This is a genomic window from Streptomyces cyslabdanicus, from assembly GCF_052663305.1.
Map to the genome: position 1 here is coordinate 147,718 of NZ_JBQRUW010000002.1, position 15,333 is coordinate 163,050.

General features: G+C 73.2%; 16 protein-coding genes. 4 read left to right on the top strand and 12 right to left on the bottom strand.

From position 1 onward, the window contains the following. Positions 1 to 9: 9 nt before the first annotated feature. The 10 genes from ACTYVM_RS01255 to hisD form a co-directional block, all read right to left on the bottom strand. Positions 10 to 1,266 (bottom strand): MFS transporter, encoded by a 1,257-nt coding sequence (locus tag ACTYVM_RS01255; protein WP_445524094.1) that lies wholly within the window; start codon positions 1,264 to 1,266, stop codon positions 10 to 12. Positions 1,267 to 1,294: 28 nt separating this feature from the next. Continuing rightward, positions 1,295 to 1,882, bottom strand: a complete 588-nt coding sequence (locus ACTYVM_RS01260; RefSeq protein WP_445524095.1) for an ArsR/SmtB family transcription factor — start codon at positions 1,880 to 1,882, stop codon at positions 1,295 to 1,297. Between the two features lie 123 nt (positions 1,883 to 2,005). Then, positions 2,006 to 2,761: an imidazole glycerol phosphate synthase subunit HisF gene (gene hisF / locus ACTYVM_RS01265; protein WP_445524096.1), complete on the bottom strand. Its 756-nt coding sequence runs from the start codon at positions 2,759 to 2,761 to the stop codon at positions 2,006 to 2,008. Then, positions 2,758 to 3,162, bottom strand: a complete 405-nt coding sequence (locus tag ACTYVM_RS01270; RefSeq protein ID WP_445524097.1) for a RidA family protein — start codon at positions 3,160 to 3,162, stop codon at positions 2,758 to 2,760. Before ACTYVM_RS01270 ends, hisF begins: the two co-directional genes overlap by 4 nt. After that, on the bottom strand, positions 3,159 to 3,884 hold the full coding sequence (gene priA / locus ACTYVM_RS01275; RefSeq protein WP_445524098.1) for a bifunctional 1-(5-phosphoribosyl)-5-((5-phosphoribosylamino)methylideneamino)imidazole-4-carboxamide isomerase/phosphoribosylanthranilate isomerase PriA: 726 nt from the start codon (positions 3,882 to 3,884) through the stop codon (positions 3,159 to 3,161). The genes ACTYVM_RS01270 and priA overlap by 4 nt, the downstream gene beginning before the upstream one ends. 4 nt (positions 3,885 to 3,888) lie before the next feature. Then, the gene (gene hisH, locus ACTYVM_RS01280) at positions 3,889 to 4,533 is read right to left on the bottom strand and encodes an imidazole glycerol phosphate synthase subunit HisH (protein ID WP_445524099.1); all 645 of its coding nucleotides are present in this window, start codon (positions 4,531 to 4,533) and stop codon (positions 3,889 to 3,891) included. Beyond that, positions 4,530 to 4,694: a CG2302 family histidine operon protein gene (locus tag ACTYVM_RS01285; RefSeq protein WP_445524100.1), complete on the bottom strand. Its 165-nt coding sequence runs from the start codon at positions 4,692 to 4,694 to the stop codon at positions 4,530 to 4,532. Before ACTYVM_RS01285 ends, hisH begins: the two co-directional genes overlap by 4 nt. Continuing rightward, complete coding sequence (gene hisB / locus ACTYVM_RS01290) at positions 4,691 to 5,293, bottom strand: imidazoleglycerol-phosphate dehydratase HisB (protein ID WP_400025950.1); 603 nt, start codon at positions 5,291 to 5,293, stop codon at positions 4,691 to 4,693. Before hisB ends, ACTYVM_RS01285 begins: the two co-directional genes overlap by 4 nt. Beyond that, on the bottom strand, positions 5,290 to 6,405 hold the full coding sequence (locus tag ACTYVM_RS01295; RefSeq protein ID WP_445524101.1) for a histidinol-phosphate transaminase: 1,116 nt from the start codon (positions 6,403 to 6,405) through the stop codon (positions 5,290 to 5,292). The genes hisB and ACTYVM_RS01295 overlap by 4 nt, the downstream gene beginning before the upstream one ends. Further along, positions 6,402 to 7,727 carry a histidinol dehydrogenase gene (hisD, locus tag ACTYVM_RS01300; protein ID WP_445524102.1) on the bottom strand — a complete coding sequence of 442 codons (1,326 nt, stop codon included), beginning with the start codon at positions 7,725 to 7,727 and terminating at the stop codon, positions 6,402 to 6,404. Before hisD ends, ACTYVM_RS01295 begins: the two co-directional genes overlap by 4 nt. A 195-nt stretch (positions 7,728 to 7,922) precedes the next feature. Between hisD and ACTYVM_RS01305 the strand changes: the two genes are divergently transcribed. From ACTYVM_RS01305 to ybaK, 4 genes are all read left to right on the top strand, one after another. Next, a complete protein-coding gene (locus ACTYVM_RS01305; RefSeq protein ID WP_445524103.1) occupies positions 7,923 to 9,497 on the top strand; it encodes an oxidoreductase in 1,575 nt (524 codons plus the stop codon). A 140-nt stretch (positions 9,498 to 9,637) separates the two neighbouring features. Further along, positions 9,638 to 10,684, top strand: a complete 1,047-nt coding sequence (locus ACTYVM_RS01310; RefSeq protein WP_445524104.1) for a hypothetical protein — start codon at positions 9,638 to 9,640, stop codon at positions 10,682 to 10,684. An 11-nt stretch (positions 10,685 to 10,695) separates the two neighbouring features. Then, entirely contained in the window at positions 10,696 to 11,436 is a 741-nt protein-coding gene (locus ACTYVM_RS01315) for an LON peptidase substrate-binding domain-containing protein (RefSeq protein ID WP_445524105.1), read from the top strand. Between the two features lie 22 nt (positions 11,437 to 11,458). Continuing rightward, the gene (gene ybaK / locus ACTYVM_RS01320) at positions 11,459 to 11,995 is read left to right on the top strand and encodes a Cys-tRNA(Pro) deacylase (protein WP_445524106.1); all 537 of its coding nucleotides are present in this window, start codon (positions 11,459 to 11,461) and stop codon (positions 11,993 to 11,995) included. Between the two features lie 16 nt (positions 11,996 to 12,011). Here ybaK and ACTYVM_RS01325 read toward each other — a convergent pair whose 3' ends face one another. After that, positions 12,012 to 13,628, bottom strand: a complete 1,617-nt coding sequence (locus ACTYVM_RS01325) for an amidohydrolase (protein WP_445524107.1) — start codon at positions 13,626 to 13,628, stop codon at positions 12,012 to 12,014. A gap of 49 nt (positions 13,629 to 13,677) precedes the next feature. Continuing rightward, on the bottom strand, positions 13,678 to 15,219 hold the full coding sequence (locus tag ACTYVM_RS01330) for an APC family permease (protein ID WP_445524108.1): 1,542 nt from the start codon (positions 15,217 to 15,219) through the stop codon (positions 13,678 to 13,680). Positions 15,220 to 15,333 lie beyond the last annotated feature (114 nt).

Below are 15,333 nucleotides of genomic sequence, written 5' to 3' on the forward strand. Positions count from 1 at the left end.
CGTGCGCGGTCAGGTGGGCAGTTCGGCGCGGCGCAGGGCGGGGGTGGCCAGGGCGACGACCCCGCCCAGGGCGCACACCGCCGCGCTGCCGGCGAACACCGGGCCGGTCCCCCAGGCCCCGATCGCGGCGGCGGACAGCGGCATGCTGAGCGGGGCGAAGCCGAGGCTGGCCAGACTGGCGACGGCGGTGACCCGGCCGAGGTAGGCGGGTTCGGACTGGGTCTGGAGCAGCGCCCCGCACAGGGCGCCGCTCAGGCCGGTGAGAAGGCCGACCAGCACGGCCACCGCGCCGGCGCCGAACACGTTGGGCACGTAGGCAAGGGCGCCGATGGCCGCCGAGCCGACGAAGATCGAGCAGCCGGCCAGGCTCCCCGCGCGGGGCATCCGCCCGCGGACGGTCAGCAGCAGGGAGGCGGCTCCGGCCCCGATGCTGAACCCGGCCACCACCCAGCCCATGCCGGAGGCACCCCAGCCGCGCTGGTCGGCCAGCAGGGCCAGCCCCACGTTGAGCGGGCCGACGAAACCGAGGTCGCCGAGGGCGATGGCCAGCATCAGCGGGGCGAGGACGCGGTGGTGGCGGATGTACCGCAGGCCGCCCACCAGGTCCCGCCAGGCGGTGGAGTCACCGGCGCCGGCGGCGTCGTCCGGCGGCAGGTCCCCGATCCGTACGGAGACCAGCAGCGGCACCGACACGGCGATCAGCAGCCCGGCCAGCCCGAACGCCGTGGCGGCGCCCCCGAGGGCGACACCGAGGCCGCCGAGCGGAGCGCCGACGACGCTCGCGAAGCGGATCGCCAGCCCGCGCATGCCCTGTACGCGAGCGAGTTGGCCCCGGCTCGTCACCCGCGCGGGCAGGGCGCCCACGGCGGGCATGAACACGGCGTCGACGGCGCCGAAGACCAGGGCGAGCAGGGCCAGCGGCCACAGGCCGGGACTGGTCGTCCAGAGCAGCGCCGCCACGGCGAGCACGGCGGCGCACCGCACGACGTCGCTGCCGATGACGACCCTGCGCGGCCCGAGCCGGTCGGCGATCACTCCCCCGCCCAGCATCAGCAGGGCCCTGGGCAGCGCGCTGACCGCCATCACCACTCCGGCCTGCGCGGGCGACCCGGCACGGACGGCCGCCCAGGACAGGGCGATGTAGTAGACGTTGTCGCCCATCATCGAGGCGGTGTAGGCGGCGAGCCAGCGCAGCACGTTGCCGTCGCGGTGGGCGGGGCGCTCGGCGGCGCGTTCGCCGTCGGATATCGCGGAGGCGGTGGTCAAGGCAGGACCTCTCTCGGACGCGGAACTCTCAGACACGGAACGGGAACCCGTACGTGTGCAGCGCGATGTGTTCGCGCCCTTCGGTGTCGCCGGCCGCCTCGCGGGCCCGGCTCTGCTCGTCGTACTTCCTCACCAGGTCGTGCATGGCCTCTTTGAGCTCGGCCAGTTCGGCGGCCGTCAGCCGCAGCAGCGACTCCGAGTCGAACGCGGCCTCGTTCCACTCCCGTCCCCAGTGGGAGCGCTCGTCGAGGTACGTGCGGTACATCTCGACCCGCTGCGCCAGGAAGAGCCGGGAGGCCGCGAGGTGCGCCGCCACCTTCTCGGGCGCGTCCTGGAAGTCCTTGTCGCGGATGGAGACGCCGGCCGAGGCCGGCTGCCACCAGCGTTCCCGCGCGTCCCCGCTGCGCGGCTCGGCCTGCTCGATCAGACCGTGCTCGGCGAGCTTGCGCAGGTGGTAGCTGACCAGGGACACCGCTTCGTCCACCTGTTCGGCCAGGTGTGAGGCGGTCGCCGTCTCGGCCACGAACAGCAGCCGGTAGAGCTTCATGCGCAGTGGATGGGCGAGCGCCTTGAGCGTGCCCAGATCGGTGATCTTCCGGTTCTCCTCGCTTGGCATGCACCCACCCTAGATACGAAAGAAACGTTGCACAATAAGAATTGCGCAACTTTCCTTTCGCGTGTCCCCATGAGAAGGCCCCGGCCACCTCGCAGGGCGACCGGGGCCGTGTGCTGCCTGGGGCTACCTGACGGGGTGCCCCGCCTCGCGCAGGGTCTCCTTGACCTGGCCGATGCGCAGGTCGCCGAAGTGGAAGACCGAGGCGGCCAGGACCGCGTCCGCGCCCGCCGTGACGGCCGGCGGGAAGTCGGCGAGCCGGCCGGCGCCGCCCGAGGCGATCACCGGTACCGTCACGTGCTTGCGGACGGCGGAGATCATCTCCAGGTCGTAGCCGTCCTTCGTGCCGTCCGCGTCCATCGAGTTGAGCAGGATCTCGCCCGCGCCCAGCTCCGCCGCCCGGTGCGCCCACTCCACCGCGTCGATGCCGGTGCCCCGGCGCCCGCCGTGGGTGGTCACCTCGAAGCTCCCGGACGGGGTGCGGCGGGCGTCGACGGACAGGACCAGCACCTGGCGGCCGAAGCGCTCGGCGATCTCCCGGACCAGGTCCGGGCGGGCGATCGCGGCCGTGTTGACGCCGACCTTGTCCGCGCCCGCCCGCAGCAGCCTGTCCACGTCCTCGGCGGTGCGGACGCCGCCGCCCACCGTCAGCGGGATGAACACCTGCTCGGCGGTGCGGCGCACCACGTCGTACGTCGTCTCCCGGTCGCCCGAGGACGCGGTGATGTCCAGGAACGTCAACTCGTCGGCGCCCTCGGCGTCGTACACCTTGGCCATCTCGACGGGGTCGCCGGCGTCACGCAGGTTCTGGAAGTTGACGCCCTTGACCACCCGGCCGCCGTCCACGTCCAGGCAGGGGATGACTCGGACCGCCAGGGTCATGAATCCACGGCTCCTCTGTATGCCTCTAGCTCGATCTCGACCAGGATGCGCGGATCCACGAAGCCCTCGACCACCAGCAGGGTCGAGACCGGACGCACCGAGTCGAAGAGTTCCTTGTGGGCCCGGCCCACCTCGTCCACGTCCCGCGAATGGGTCAGGTACATCCGGGTCAGGACCACCGCCTCGGGGCCCAGACCGAACTCGGCGATCGCCTCCAGCGCGTCGGCGAACGCGGTCTTCGCCTGCTCGTACGGATCGCCCTCCCCGTACAGCACATGGCCCTTGAAGGCCGTCGTGCCGGCCACCAGGACCCGGTCGCCCGCCGCGACGGCGCGCGCGAAACCGAAGGTCTCTTCCCAAGGACTTCCGCTCTGCACGCGCCGTACGGCTTTTGACGTCATGACGCCACTGCCTCCAAGGCCTCTTCCAGGGTGAACGCCTTCGCATACAAGGCCTTCCCGACGATGGCGCCCTCGACACCGAGCGGCACAAGGCCGGCGAGCGCCCGCAGGTCGTCCAGCGAGGAGACGCCGCCCGACGCGACCACCGGGCGGTCGGTGGCCGCGCAGACGTTCTTCAGCAACTCCAGGTTGGGGCCCTGAAGGGTGCCGTCCTTGGCGATGTCGGTGACGACGTAGCGGGCGCAGCCCTCCTTGTCGAGGCGCTCCAGCGTCTCGTACAGGTCGCCGCCGTCGCGGGTCCAGCCGCGGCCGCGCAGCGTGGTGCCCCGTACGTCCAGGCCGACCGCGATCCGGTCACCGTGCCGGGCGATGACCTCGGCGACCCACTCGGGGGACTCCAGGGCGGCGGTGCCGAGGTTCACGCGGGTGCAGCCGGTGGCCAGGGCGGCGGCGAGGGTGTCGTCGTCGCGGATGCCGCCGGACAGCTCCACCTTGATGTCCATGGCGTGGGCGACCTCGGAGATCAGCGCGCGGTTGTCGCCGGTGCCGAACGCGGCGTCCAGGTCCACCAGGTGCAGCCACTCGGCGCCCGCGCGCTGCCAGGCCAGGGCGGCCTCCAGCGGGGAGCCGTACGAGGTCTCCGTGCCGGACTCGCCGTGCACGAGGCGCACGGCCTGGCCGTCGCGGACGTCGACGGCGGGGAGGAGTTCGAGCTTGGCCATGTCTCTACAGGGTTCCGATCCAGTTGGTGAGCAGCTGCGCGCCGGCGTCGCCGGACTTCTCGGGGTGGAACTGGGTGGCCCACAGGGCGCCGTTCTCCACGGCCGCCACGAAGGGCTTGCCGTGCGTCGCCCAGGTCACCCTGGGGGCGCGCAACGCCGGGTTGAGGCTCTCCAGCCGCCAGTCGTGGACGGCGTAGGAGTGCACGAAGTAGAAGCGGGCTTCCTCGTCCAGGCCGGCGAACAGCTCCGAGCCGTCCGGCGCCTGCACGGTGTTCCAACCCATGTGGGGCACGACGTCCGCCTGGAGCGGCTCGACCGTGCCCGGCCACTCGTCCAGGCCCTCCGCCTCCACCCCGTGCTCGATGCCGCGCGCGAAGAGGACCTGCATGCCGACGCAGATGCCCATGACCGGGCGCCCGCCGGACAGCCGGCGGTCGATGATCCAGTCGCCGCGCACGTCCTTCAGGCCGCGCATGCAGGCGGCGAACGCGCCCACGCCCGGCACGAGGAGGCCGTCGGCGTTCATCGCCGCGTCGTAGTCGCGGGTGATCTCGACGTCGGCTCCCGCGCGGGCGAGGGCCCGCTCGGCGGAACGGACGTTGCCGAAGCCGTAGTCGAGGACCACCACTCTTTTCGTACCGGTGCTCAATTCCACGCCTCCAGCCGCATCACGCCCGCGACGAGGCACATCGCCGCGCCGATGGACAGCAGCACGATGAGGCTCTTCGGCATCTGCTGCTTGACGAAGGAGACGATGCCGCCGAGCAGGAACAGGCCGACGACGATCAGCAGGGTCGACAGACCGGTCACAGCGCGCCCTTCGTGGAGGGGATGATGCCGGCCGCGCGCGGGTCACGCTCGGACGCGTACCTCAGGGCCCGGGCCAGCGCCTTGAACTGGCACTCCACGATGTGGTGCGCGTTGCGCCCGTAGGGCACGTGCACGTGCAGGGCGATCTGCGCCTGGGCGACGAAGGACTCCAGGATGTGGCGGGTCATCGTGGTGTCGTACTCGCCGATCATGGGCGCCATCTTCTCGGGCTCGGTGTGCACGAGATACGGACGGCCGGACAGGTCGACGGTGACCTGGGCGAGGGACTCGTCCAGCGGGACCGTGCAGTTGCCGAAGCGGTAGATGCCCACCTTGTCGCCGAGCGCCTGCTTGAAGGCGGCGCCCAGCGCGAGGGCGGTGTCCTCGATGGTGTGGTGGGAGTCGATGTGCAGGTCGCCGTCGGTCTTCACGGTCAGGTCGAACAGACCGTGCCGGCCGAGCTGGTCGAGCATGTGGTCGTAGAAGCCGACGCCGGTGGCGATGTCGGTCCTGCCGGTGCCGTCGAGGTCGATCTCGACCAGGACCGAGGTCTCCTTGGTGGTGCGCTCGACCCTGCCGACGCGTCCCTCGCGAGTCATCCGCTCTGCTCCTGTTCCTTCTTCAGTTCCCGTGCCGCGTCGAGGAACGCGTCGTTCTCCTGGGGCGTTCCGGCACTGACCCGCAGCCATCCCGGCACGCCGTTGTCCCGGATCAGGACGCCCCGGTCCAGGATCCGCCGCCAGGCGGTGTGGGCGTCCTCGAACCGCCCGAACTGGATGAAGTTGGCGTCCGACTCGACCACGTCGTAGCCGATCGCGCGCAGTTCGCCGACGAGCCGGTCCCGCTCGGACTTCAGCTTCTCGACACAGGCCAGCAGCGTGTCGGTGTGCTCCAGGGCGGCCAGCGCCGTCGCCTGCGTGATCGCCGAGAGGTGGTACGGCAGCCGGACCAGCTGCACGGCGTCCACGACCGCCGGGTGCGCCGCGAGGTAGCCCAGGCGCAGGCCCGCGGCGCCGAACGCCTTCGACATGGTGCGGGAGACGACCAGGTTCGGCCGGCCGTCCAGCAGCGGCAGCAGCGAGGCGCCGTGGCTGAACTCGACGTACGCCTCGTCCACGACCACCATGGACGGCTTGGCCGCCTGCGCCGCCTCGTACAGCGCGAGGACCGCCTCGGGCGGCACCGCGTTGCCGGTGGGGTTGTTGGGGGTGGTGACGAAGACGACGTCGGGGCGGTGCTCCGCGATCGCCCGCTCGGCGGCGGCGACGTCGACCGTGAAGTCCTCACGCCGCGGCCCGGAGATCCAGCCGGTGCCCGTGCCGCGTGCGATGAGCGCGTGCATGGAGTACGAGGGCTCGAAGCCGATCGCGGTGCGGCCGGGACCGCCGAAGGTCTGCAGCAGCTGCTGGATCACCTCGTTGGAGCCGTTGGCCGCCCAGACGTTCTCGACGCCGACCCGGTGGCCGCCCGTCCTCGTCAGGTACCTGGCGAGTTCGGTCCGCAGTTCCACCGCGTCCCGGTCGGGGTAGCGGTTGAGGTGGCGGGCCGCCTCGCGGACCCGTTGGGCGATCCGCTCGACCAGCGGCTCGGGCAGCGGGTAGGGGTTCTCGTTCGTGTTCAACCGTACGGGGACGTCCAACTGCGGCGCGCCATAGGGGGACTTGCCGCGCAGCTCGTCCCGTACGGGAAGATCGTCGATTCCGAAGCTCACTTGCTCGTCGGTACCTTCCAGCCGAACCTCGCCTTGACCGCCGCGCTGTGCGCGGGCAGGTCCTCCGCCTCCGCCAGCGTCACCACGTGGTGGGCGACCTCGGCGAGGGCGTCCCGGGTGTAGTCCACGATGTGGATGCCGCGCAGGAAGGACTGGACGGACAGGCCCGAGGAGTGACAGGCGCAGCCGCCGGTGGGGAGCACGTGGTTGGAGCCGGCCGCGTAGTCGCCGAGGGAGACCGGCGCCCAGGGGCCGACGAAGACCGCGCCGGCGTTGCGCACCCGGTCGGCGACCGCCGCCGCGTCGGCCGTCTGGATCTCCAGGTGCTCGGCGCCGTAGGCGTCTACCACCTTCAGGCCCTCGTCGAGTCCGTCGACCAGGACGATCGCGGACTGCTTGCCGGACAGCGCCGGACGGATCCGGTCCTCGACGTGCTTGGTCGCCGCGACCTGCGGCTCCAGCTCCTTCTCGACCGCGTCCGCGAGCTCCACGGAGTCGGTGACCAGGACGGCGGCGGCCAGCGGGTCGTGCTCGGCCTGGCTGATCAGGTCGGAGGCGACGTGCACCGGGTCGGCGCCGGCGTCCGCGAGGATCGCGATCTCGGTGGGGCCGGCCTCGGTGTCGATGCCGATCCTGCCGGTGAAGTAGCGCTTGGCGGCGGCGACCCAGATGTTGCCGGGGCCGGTGACCATGTTGGCGGGCGGGCAGGACTCGGTGCCGTGGGCGAACATCGCGACGGCCTGGGCGCCGCCCGCCGCGTACACCTCGTCGACGCCGAGCAGGGCGCAGGCGGCGAGGATCGTCGGGTGCGGCAGCCCGCCGAAGTCGGCCTGAGGGGGCGAGGCGAGCGCGACCGACCCGACGCCGGCCTCCTGGGCGGGCACGACGTTCATGACCACGGAGGACGGGTAGACCGACCGGCCGCCCGGCGCGTACAGCCCGACACGCTCGACCGGCACCCACTTCTCGGTCACGGAGCCGCCGGGCACCACCTGGGTGGTGTGCGTGGCGCGGCGCTGCTCGCGGTGGACGAGCCGGGCGCGGCGGACGGACTCCTCCAGGGCCGCGCGCACCTTGGGGTCGAGCTGCTCCAGCGCGTCCTTGAGCGCCTGGACCGGGACCCGCACCGACTCCAGCCGTACGCCGTCGAACCGCTCCGCGAAGTCGATCAGCGCCGCGTCGCCACGATGATGCACGGCCTCGCAGATCGGACGCACCTTCTCCAGGGCGGCCGAGACGTCGAAGTCGGCTCGGGGCAGCAGGTCGCGCAGGGCGGGGCCCTCGGGGAGGGCGTCGCCGCGCAGATCGATTCGGGAGATCACGGTGCCAATTCTCTCAGACCGCACGCGGGCACCGTCCGTCCGTATCAGTGGCTGATACAGAACGCCGCACCAGTGGCTGATGCGGCACACGGAAGGCCGCCTTCACGTTTCGTGTTCAGAGCGTCACCGATCGGGCATGACCGGTTGTACGAAGCGTAGTCAACCCGAGAACAGCCGGGGGAGGGAGGGAGGCTCGTGGCCGAGGGGGCCGGCTTCCACTCGGGGGACCTGTCCGACGACCTGACCGCCACCGAGGCGGGGATGTGGCAGGCCTTCCGCAACGGCAGCGTGTACGACCTGCGCAGCGGCGACGCCGCGGTCGACGATCCGCATGGCGGGCATCCCTGGGGGCCCGAGCGGACCGTGCGGGCGCGCGTCGTCTGCTGGCTGCTCCTCGACGGGCCGCCCGCGCTCGCCGGCCGCGTGTCGTCCCTGAAGCTCCGCGGCCTGCGGATCACGGGCGCCCTGGACCTCGCCGGGGGCGCGGTGCTGCCGTACGTGGAGCTGAACGGCTGCCGGTTCGACCAGGAGGTCCTGCTGCCGGAGGCGCACTTCACCACCGTGCGTCTGGTGGACTGCTCGGTGCCGCGGCTGGAGGCGGCGCGTGTGCACACCGAGGGCGACCTGCACCTGCCGCGCTGCCGGTTCACCGGCGGGATACGGCTGACCGACGCGCACATCGGCACGGACCTGCTGCTCAACCAGGCGGTCGTGCACCGGGACCGGGCCGGCCGCTCGATCACCGCCGACGGGATGACGGTGGGCCAGGACCTCCAGGCGGAGCTGCTGGAGTCGTACGGCGAGTTCAGCCTGCGCAGCGCGAAGATAGGCGTCTCGCTGAGCCTGCGCGGCGCGCGGCTCGCCAACCCGCGGGAGCAGTTCGCGCTGAACGCGCCGCAGCTCACCGTGGAGCGCACCCTGTACCTCACCCCGGCGGGCGTGGGCGGCCCGCTGAGCGGGGTCACGCCCGCGCACGGCACGCGGATTCAGCCCTTCGAGTGCCGGGGCGGGGTGCGTCTGGACGACGGGCGGTTCGGCGACGCCGTCGATCTGGAGCGGGCCCGTTTCACCCTGACCGACGAGCAGGTGCTGTCGCTGCGCCGGGTGCAGACGCCGGAGCTGCGCTTCCTCGGGGAGCGTCCGCCGCGCGGGCAGGTGCTGCTGTCCGGGGCGCGGGTCGTCACCCTCGTCGACCGGGCGAGCAGCTGGCCGGGCCCGGGCAGTCTGCACATGGGCGGCTTCGCCTACGAGAACCTGGTGCCGCGGGGCCCGTTCCCGCTGACCGCGCGGCTGGACTGGGTGGCGGCGGCGACCGCCGAGTACAACCCGGAACCGTACGAGCGGCTGGCCGCCGTGCTGCGGGAGGCGGGCGAGGACGTGGACGCGCGCGAGGTGCTGCTGGCCAAGCAGCGCCGCCGCCGCGAGACCCTGCCGCTCGCCGCCAAGCTCGTGGGGTACGTGCAGGACTGGACGGTGGCCTACGGGTACCGGCCGGGCCGGGCCGCGGTGTGGATGGCGGTGCTGTGGGCGGCCGGCTCGCTCGCCTTCGCGCGCGCGGGCCCACCCCCGGCCGACCCCGGCGGCCACCCGGAGTGGAACCCCGCCCTGTTCGCCCTGGACCTGCTGCTGCCGGTCGTCGATCTGGGCCAGGCGCGGGAGTGGCAGCTGCACGGCGGCTGGCAGTGGCTCGGCGCGGCGCTGATCCTGCTGGGCTGGACCCTGGCCACCACGGTGGCGGCGGGCGCCACACGGCTGCTGCGGCGGGGCTAGGCGGAGCCGTTCTCCGCCGCTCCCGCACAGCGTGTCCACAGTTGTTGAACCGTCACCTTTTACTTGACCTTGACTGTCCGCCGTACAACTTTCCTCGCCTTGCCCGAACCCCCTGGCGCGTCCGCGACCTGCGTCTTTCAATGGTCGGCACCATGGCATCGCTGCCCGCGTTCATCCGCCCCACCCGGATGGCAAGAACCGCCCCCCGCCCCGCTGCCGGGCTCACCACCGCCGGGCTCGTCCCCGACGACGAGGTGCTCCTCGACGCGCCGGACGAGCCCCTCGGCCCGGCGCTGGTCGCCGCCGCCCGGGGCGTGTACCGGCCCGCCGCGGCACTGCTCGCCGGCACCCGGGAGGGGGCCCGGTGGGAGGAGCGCGACCGGTACGCGACCCGGCTCGCCGCCATCGCCCGCTCGCGCCCGGAGTGGCTGGACGCGTGGCGCGCCGCCGCCCCGCACGACCCGGACGCGCTGCTGGTCGCCGCCCAGCTCGCGGTCGACCGCGCCTGGCCCTCGCCCGCGCGGACCGAGCTGCTGCGCGCGGTCAGCCCGCTGATCACGGCCGCCGCACGCGCCGACGGCCGGGACCCGGTGCCGTGGCGGGTCGCGCTGGACCACGCGCGCGGCAGCCGCGCCGGGCACCGGTACTTCGAGGAGCTGTGGGCGGCCGCGGTCCGCCGTGCCCCGCACCACTACGGCTGCCATGTGGCCGCCCTGCGCTATCTGGCCGCCGCCTGGCGCGGCTCGCACCGCGCGTGCTGCGACTTCGCCGACCTGGCCGCCCAGGACGCCCCGGCCGACTCGCTCGTCCAGGCACTGCCGGTGCGGGCCGCCTACGCCTGCCTGACCGACGGCTGCGGGCCGCAGGTGCCGCGGGCCCGGCTGCACGCGGCGGCCGACCGGGCGATCGCGTTCTCCGCCCGCTTCCCGGCGGCCGTGACCTGGCCCGCGGAGATGCGCAACCTGCTGACCTGCGTCCTGCTGCGGCTCGGACGCCACGATGACGCCCTCGCGCAGCTGCGCCTCATCGGCCCGTACGCCACCTCCTTCCCCTGGGACCGGCTGTCGGACGACCCGCTGGGCCTCTTCCTGGAACTGCGTGCCGATCTGGGGTCGGCACCGCCCCCGCGGCCGTCCCGGCGCCCTCGATACGGGCTCGGCGGACGCGCCGGTCGCGGCGAGCATTAGGCTTTTGCGCCGTGACCACCGTCCGCCTTCCGCTCTTCCCCCTGAACACGGTGCTGTTCCCGGGGCTGGTGCTGCCCCTGAACGTCTTCGAGGAGCGCTACCGCGCCATGATGCGCGCGCTGCTGAAGACACCCGAGGACGAACCGCGCCGGTTCGCCGTCGTCGCGATCCGCGACGGCCACGAGGTGGCCGTCAGCGCCCCGGGCATGCCCGATCCGATGGCGCTGCCCGACCGCGGCCCCACCGCCGGGTTCGGCTCCGACCCGGCCAAGGCCTTCCACTCCGTGGGCTGTGTGGCGGACGCGGCGACGATCCGGGAGCGGGCCGACGGCACCTTCGAGGTGCTGGCCACGGGCACGACCCGGGTCCGGCTGCTGTCGGTGGACGCCTCCGGCCCGTTCCTCGTGGCGGAGCTGCGGGAGCTGACCGAGGAGCCCGGCGACGAGGCGGGCGCGCTGGCCGAAGGCGTGCTGCGGTCCTTCCGCCAGTACCAGAAGCGGCTGGCGGGCGCGCGGGAGCGGTCGCTGTCGACGGCCGCGGAGCTGCCGGACGAGCCGAGCGTGGTGTCGTACCTGGTGGCGGCGGCGATGATGCTCGACATCCCGACGAAGCAGCGGCTGCTCCAGGCGCCCGACATCTCCTCCCGGCTGCGTGACGAGCTGAAACTCCTTCGCGGGGAGACGGCGATCCTCCGTAGCCTGCCCTCGTTGCCGGCCGCGGAGCTGACCCGCGGCCCGACGAGTCTCAACTGAAGGACCGAGGGAACGGGTCGGGATGGCCAAGAAGGCGAAGAAGCAGCAGGGAATGCAGGGAAAGCAGGGAAAGCAGGAAAAGGGGTCGGGCGGCACCCCGGCGACGGTGGCGCTGACCGCGGCGGGCGTGCACTACACCGTGCACGCCTACGACCACGACCCCTCCCACCCCTCCTACGGCGAGGAGGCGGCCGAGGCGATGGGCGTCTCCCCGGACCGGGTCTTCAAGACCCTGGTGGCGGACGTCGACGGCGCCCTGACGGTGGCCGTGGTGCCGGTCGCGGGCTCCCTGGACCTCAAGGCCCTGGCGGCAGCGGTCGGCGGCAAGCGCGCGGCGATGGCCGATCCCGCCCTCGCGGAGCGCACCACCGGCTACGTCCGCGGCGGCATCTCCCCCCTCGGCCAGCGCAAGAGGCTTCCCACGGTCCTGGACGACTCGGCCCCCGCCCACACCACCATCTGCGTCTCGGCGGGCCGCCGCGGCCTGGAGGTGGAACTGTCCCCCGGCGACCTCGCCCACCTCACGGACGCGACGCTGGCACCGATCGCACGCGCGTGACCGGCAGCACCGTGCCTCACACACCGGCGCGGTGCACCACGCGGCCGTCGACCACGGTGGCCGCCACCGGCAGCCGCGGCAGCTCGTCGGCCGGGCAGTTCAGCGGGTCGCCCGCGAACACCGTCAGATCGGCGCGCAGTCCGGGGGCGATCCGGCCCGCGACCGCCTCCTCGCCGGCGCCGTACGCGGCGCCGACGGTGTAGCCGCGCAGGGCCTGCAGCGGGGTGAGGGCCTGCCCGGGCAGGTGCGGGGCGCGGCCGGTCTGTCCGGCGGGCCTGCGCAGCACGGCGCCGGCCATGACCTCGCGCGGATCGTAGGGCGCGATGGGCCAGTCCGAGGCGAGGGCGACCTGGCCGCCGGCGGCCAGGATGTCGGCGTAGCGCCACGCCTGGCCCGCGTGCACGGGGCCCACCCGGCGCGACCAGTTGTCGTTGCCGTCCGGGAGGGTCCAGTCCATGTGGGTGGGGTTCATCGAGGCGACGACGTCCAGCTCCGCGAAGCGCGCCACGTGCTCGTCGTGCAGCACCTCGATGTGCTCGATCCGGTGGCGTCCGCCGCCCACGGGCTTCCCGGCGTCGGCGTAGGCCTGGAGCGCGTAGGCGACGCCCTCGTCCCCGATGGCGTGGGTGAAGCAGGGCAGGCCGAGGGCGGTGAAGGTGGCGACGGCCGCGCGGTACGCCTCGGGGTCGCGCCAGAGGGACCGGTCGTTCTGCCCGAGGTGGTCGGCGTGGCAGAGCCAGGCGCCACCGCCGTCCACCGCGCCGTCCACGAAGAGCTTGACCGCGCCGGTGCGCCACAGCCGTCCGCCGCGCTCGCGCAGCCGGGCGATCAGTTCGACGGTGGCGTCCGTGGAGCCGGGCAGGCACCAGGGGGCCAGCAGGGTGCGTACGGTCAGCTCGTCACGGGAGTCGAGCAGGCGCAGGACGTCGTCGGTGCCGGGCATGAAGTCGAGGATGTGCACGCCGGTGACGCCGGTCCGGTTCTGGGCGGCGAACAGCTCCTTGAGCCGTGCTGCGAACTCCTCGGTGGTGGGGGCCGGCACCGCCGCCTGCCCCAGCAGCACCGCCTGGAGTTCGTGCAGCTCGCCGGTGGGCGTGCCGTCGTCCTCGACCACGATCCGCGAGCTGTCGGCGAACTCCCGCTCGCCGCTGATGCCCGCCCGCCGCAGGCCGTCGCTGCTCAGCAGCGCCGTGTGCCCGTCGACCATCCACAGGAAGGCGGGCCGGCCGCCCACGGCCTCGTCGATCAGCGAGCGGTGCAGGGGCCGGGTGCCGAAGGCGTTGTACTGGACGCCGTGGGCCACCACCCAGTCGTCCGGCCCGAGCCGGTCGGCTTCGGCGCGCAGCCGGGCCAGCACGGTGTCCAGGTCGTGCGCGTCCATGAGGTCCAGCCCCCGGGACTGGGCGATGCCCATCAGCGGGTGCTGGTGGGAGTCGACAAGACCGGGGGTGACGGTCAGTCCGCGCCCGTCCAGCTCCTCGGTGCCGGGACCGGCCAGCGCACGGATCTCGGCGTCCGTGCCGACGGCGGTGATCAGGCCGCCGGAGACGGCGACGGCGGTGGCCGCCGGGTGGGCGGGGTCCAGAGTGTGCACCGTTGCGCCGGTGATGACGAGTGCGGTCTGCGGGGACATGCGGAGCTGCTCCTCCTGGTGGTGCGGGGGTGGTGCGGTGCGAGGCGGTTCAGACGGCGGGGCCGGAGTCGGCGAAGGCGGCGCTGCGGCGGACCTTGTCCTGCGGCCGGGCGACGGCCAGGTACACCAGGCCGACGGCCAGGGCGATCGCGGTGACCAGGGGCGCGGCCCAGATGACCCACCAGGGGGCGCCGGGTGGCGCGAGCACGCTGCGCGGCCAGGCGATGTTGATCAGTTCGAAGCCGAGCCACAGCACCGCCAGGACGTTGGCGACGGTGCCCAGGCGGCCGAGGCGGACATGTCCCGACGGCACCCAGGTGCCGCGCAGCCGGGCGATCAGCGCGGCCACGGCGATCAGCAGGAACTGCAGATACAGGCCCGCGCTGCCGAAGGTCAGCAGGGCGGCGACGGCCGAGCCGTTCAGGGTGAACACCAGTCCGGCCAGGCCCACGACGGTGACCACGCTCAGGGCGACGACCGGCACCTGACGCCCGCTGACCCGCTTCAGCTGCCGTGATCCGGGCAGTACGTCGTCACGGGCGATGGAGTAGAGGTTGCGGGCGCAGGCGCCCTGGGCGGCCAGGCCGCAGGCGAGGAACGCGATCACCACGACCACCGCGAAGGGCTTGGCGGACCAGGAGCCGAAGGACGCGGCGACCGCGGTGGACACCGGGTCGGCGTCCTTGCCCGCGACCACGGCGGCCGGGTCGGGGTGGGCCAGTTCGGTGGCGACGGCGCCCACGATGACCATGGCACCCACGCTGAGCAGCGCGATCCACACGGCGCGCGGCACGTGCCGGGCCGCGTCGCGGGTCTCCTCGGCGGTGGCCACGCAGGCGTCGAAGCCGATGAAGGCCCAGCCGCCGATCGCGACGGCGGTGACGAACGCGGTGGTGAAGGAGCCGCCGGACAGGGACTGGGCGCCCAGGCTGTCGAACAGCAGCGACCAGGGCTGCTGCCGGAAGACCAGCAGCAGGGCGAAGCCCACCAGCACCGAGGCCACCGCCTCCGCGGCCACGCCCAGGGCGAGCGCCCGGCGCAGCACGTCCACGCCGAGGCCGTTGAGCAGTGAGCACAGAATGACGAATCCGGCGGCGACGGCGGTCGTGCGCGCCGCGGTCGGGGCGAGGCCGGCCACCGAGAGCACCCAGGGGGCGGCCAGGTAGGCGATGGTGGTGTTGGCGACCAGGGCACCGAACAGGGCCAGCCAGCCGTTGAGCCAGGCGTAGCCGGGGCCGATCAGCCGACGGGTCCACTGGTAGGCGCCGGCCGACACGGGGAACTGTGAGGCGAGTTCGGAGTAGACGACCAGCAGCAGGCACTGGCCGAGCAGACACACCGGCAGGGCCCACACCCAGGCGGGTCCGGCCACGACGGTGCCGATCAGCGCGACGGCGTAGAGGCCGACGACGGGCGAGATGGTGGCGAAACCCATGGCCACGTTGCCGAACACGCCCAGCCCGCGGCGCAGTTCCGGTTCGTAGCCGAGTTCGCGCAGCCGGGCGGCGTCGGCGTCCGCCGCGGGGGCCGTCGGGGGAGCCGTCGGGGAACCGCCCGTAAGGGCGGAGCCGACAGGGGTGTCCTCCTGCACAGGGGACTCCTTCGCGTTAACTAACTAAGTTAGTCACGCACTGTAGACGTCCTGGGTGCCGGTGGGAATACCTCGTTCCCCAGCACTTCCGGGCGGCTCGCTAGACTCCACCGG

Bases quoted from the DNA above. Each gene is read 5' to 3' on its own strand.
- ACTYVM_RS01260 (WP_445524095.1), bottom strand. From the start codon at position 1,882: ATGCCAAGCGAGGAGAACCGGAAGATCACCGATCTGGGCACGCTCAAG.
- hisF (WP_445524096.1), bottom strand. From the start codon at position 2,761: ATGACCCTGGCGGTCCGAGTCATCCCCTGCCTGGACGTGGACGGCGGC.
- ACTYVM_RS01270 (WP_445524097.1), bottom strand. From the start codon at position 3,162: ATGACGTCAAAAGCCGTACGGCGCGTGCAGAGCGGAAGTCCTTGGGAA.
- priA (WP_445524098.1), bottom strand. From the start codon at position 3,884: ATGGCCAAGCTCGAACTCCTCCCCGCCGTCGACGTCCGCGACGGCCAG.
- hisB (WP_400025950.1), bottom strand. From the start codon at position 5,293: ATGACTCGCGAGGGACGCGTCGGCAGGGTCGAGCGCACCACCAAGGAG.
- ACTYVM_RS01310 (WP_445524104.1), top strand. From the start codon at position 9,638: ATGGTCGGCACCATGGCATCGCTGCCCGCGTTCATCCGCCCCACCCGG.
- ybaK (WP_445524106.1), top strand. From the start codon at position 11,459: ATGGCCAAGAAGGCGAAGAAGCAGCAGGGAATGCAGGGAAAGCAGGGA.
- ACTYVM_RS01325 (WP_445524107.1), bottom strand. From the start codon at position 13,628: ATGTCCCCGCAGACCGCACTCGTCATCACCGGCGCAACGGTGCACACT.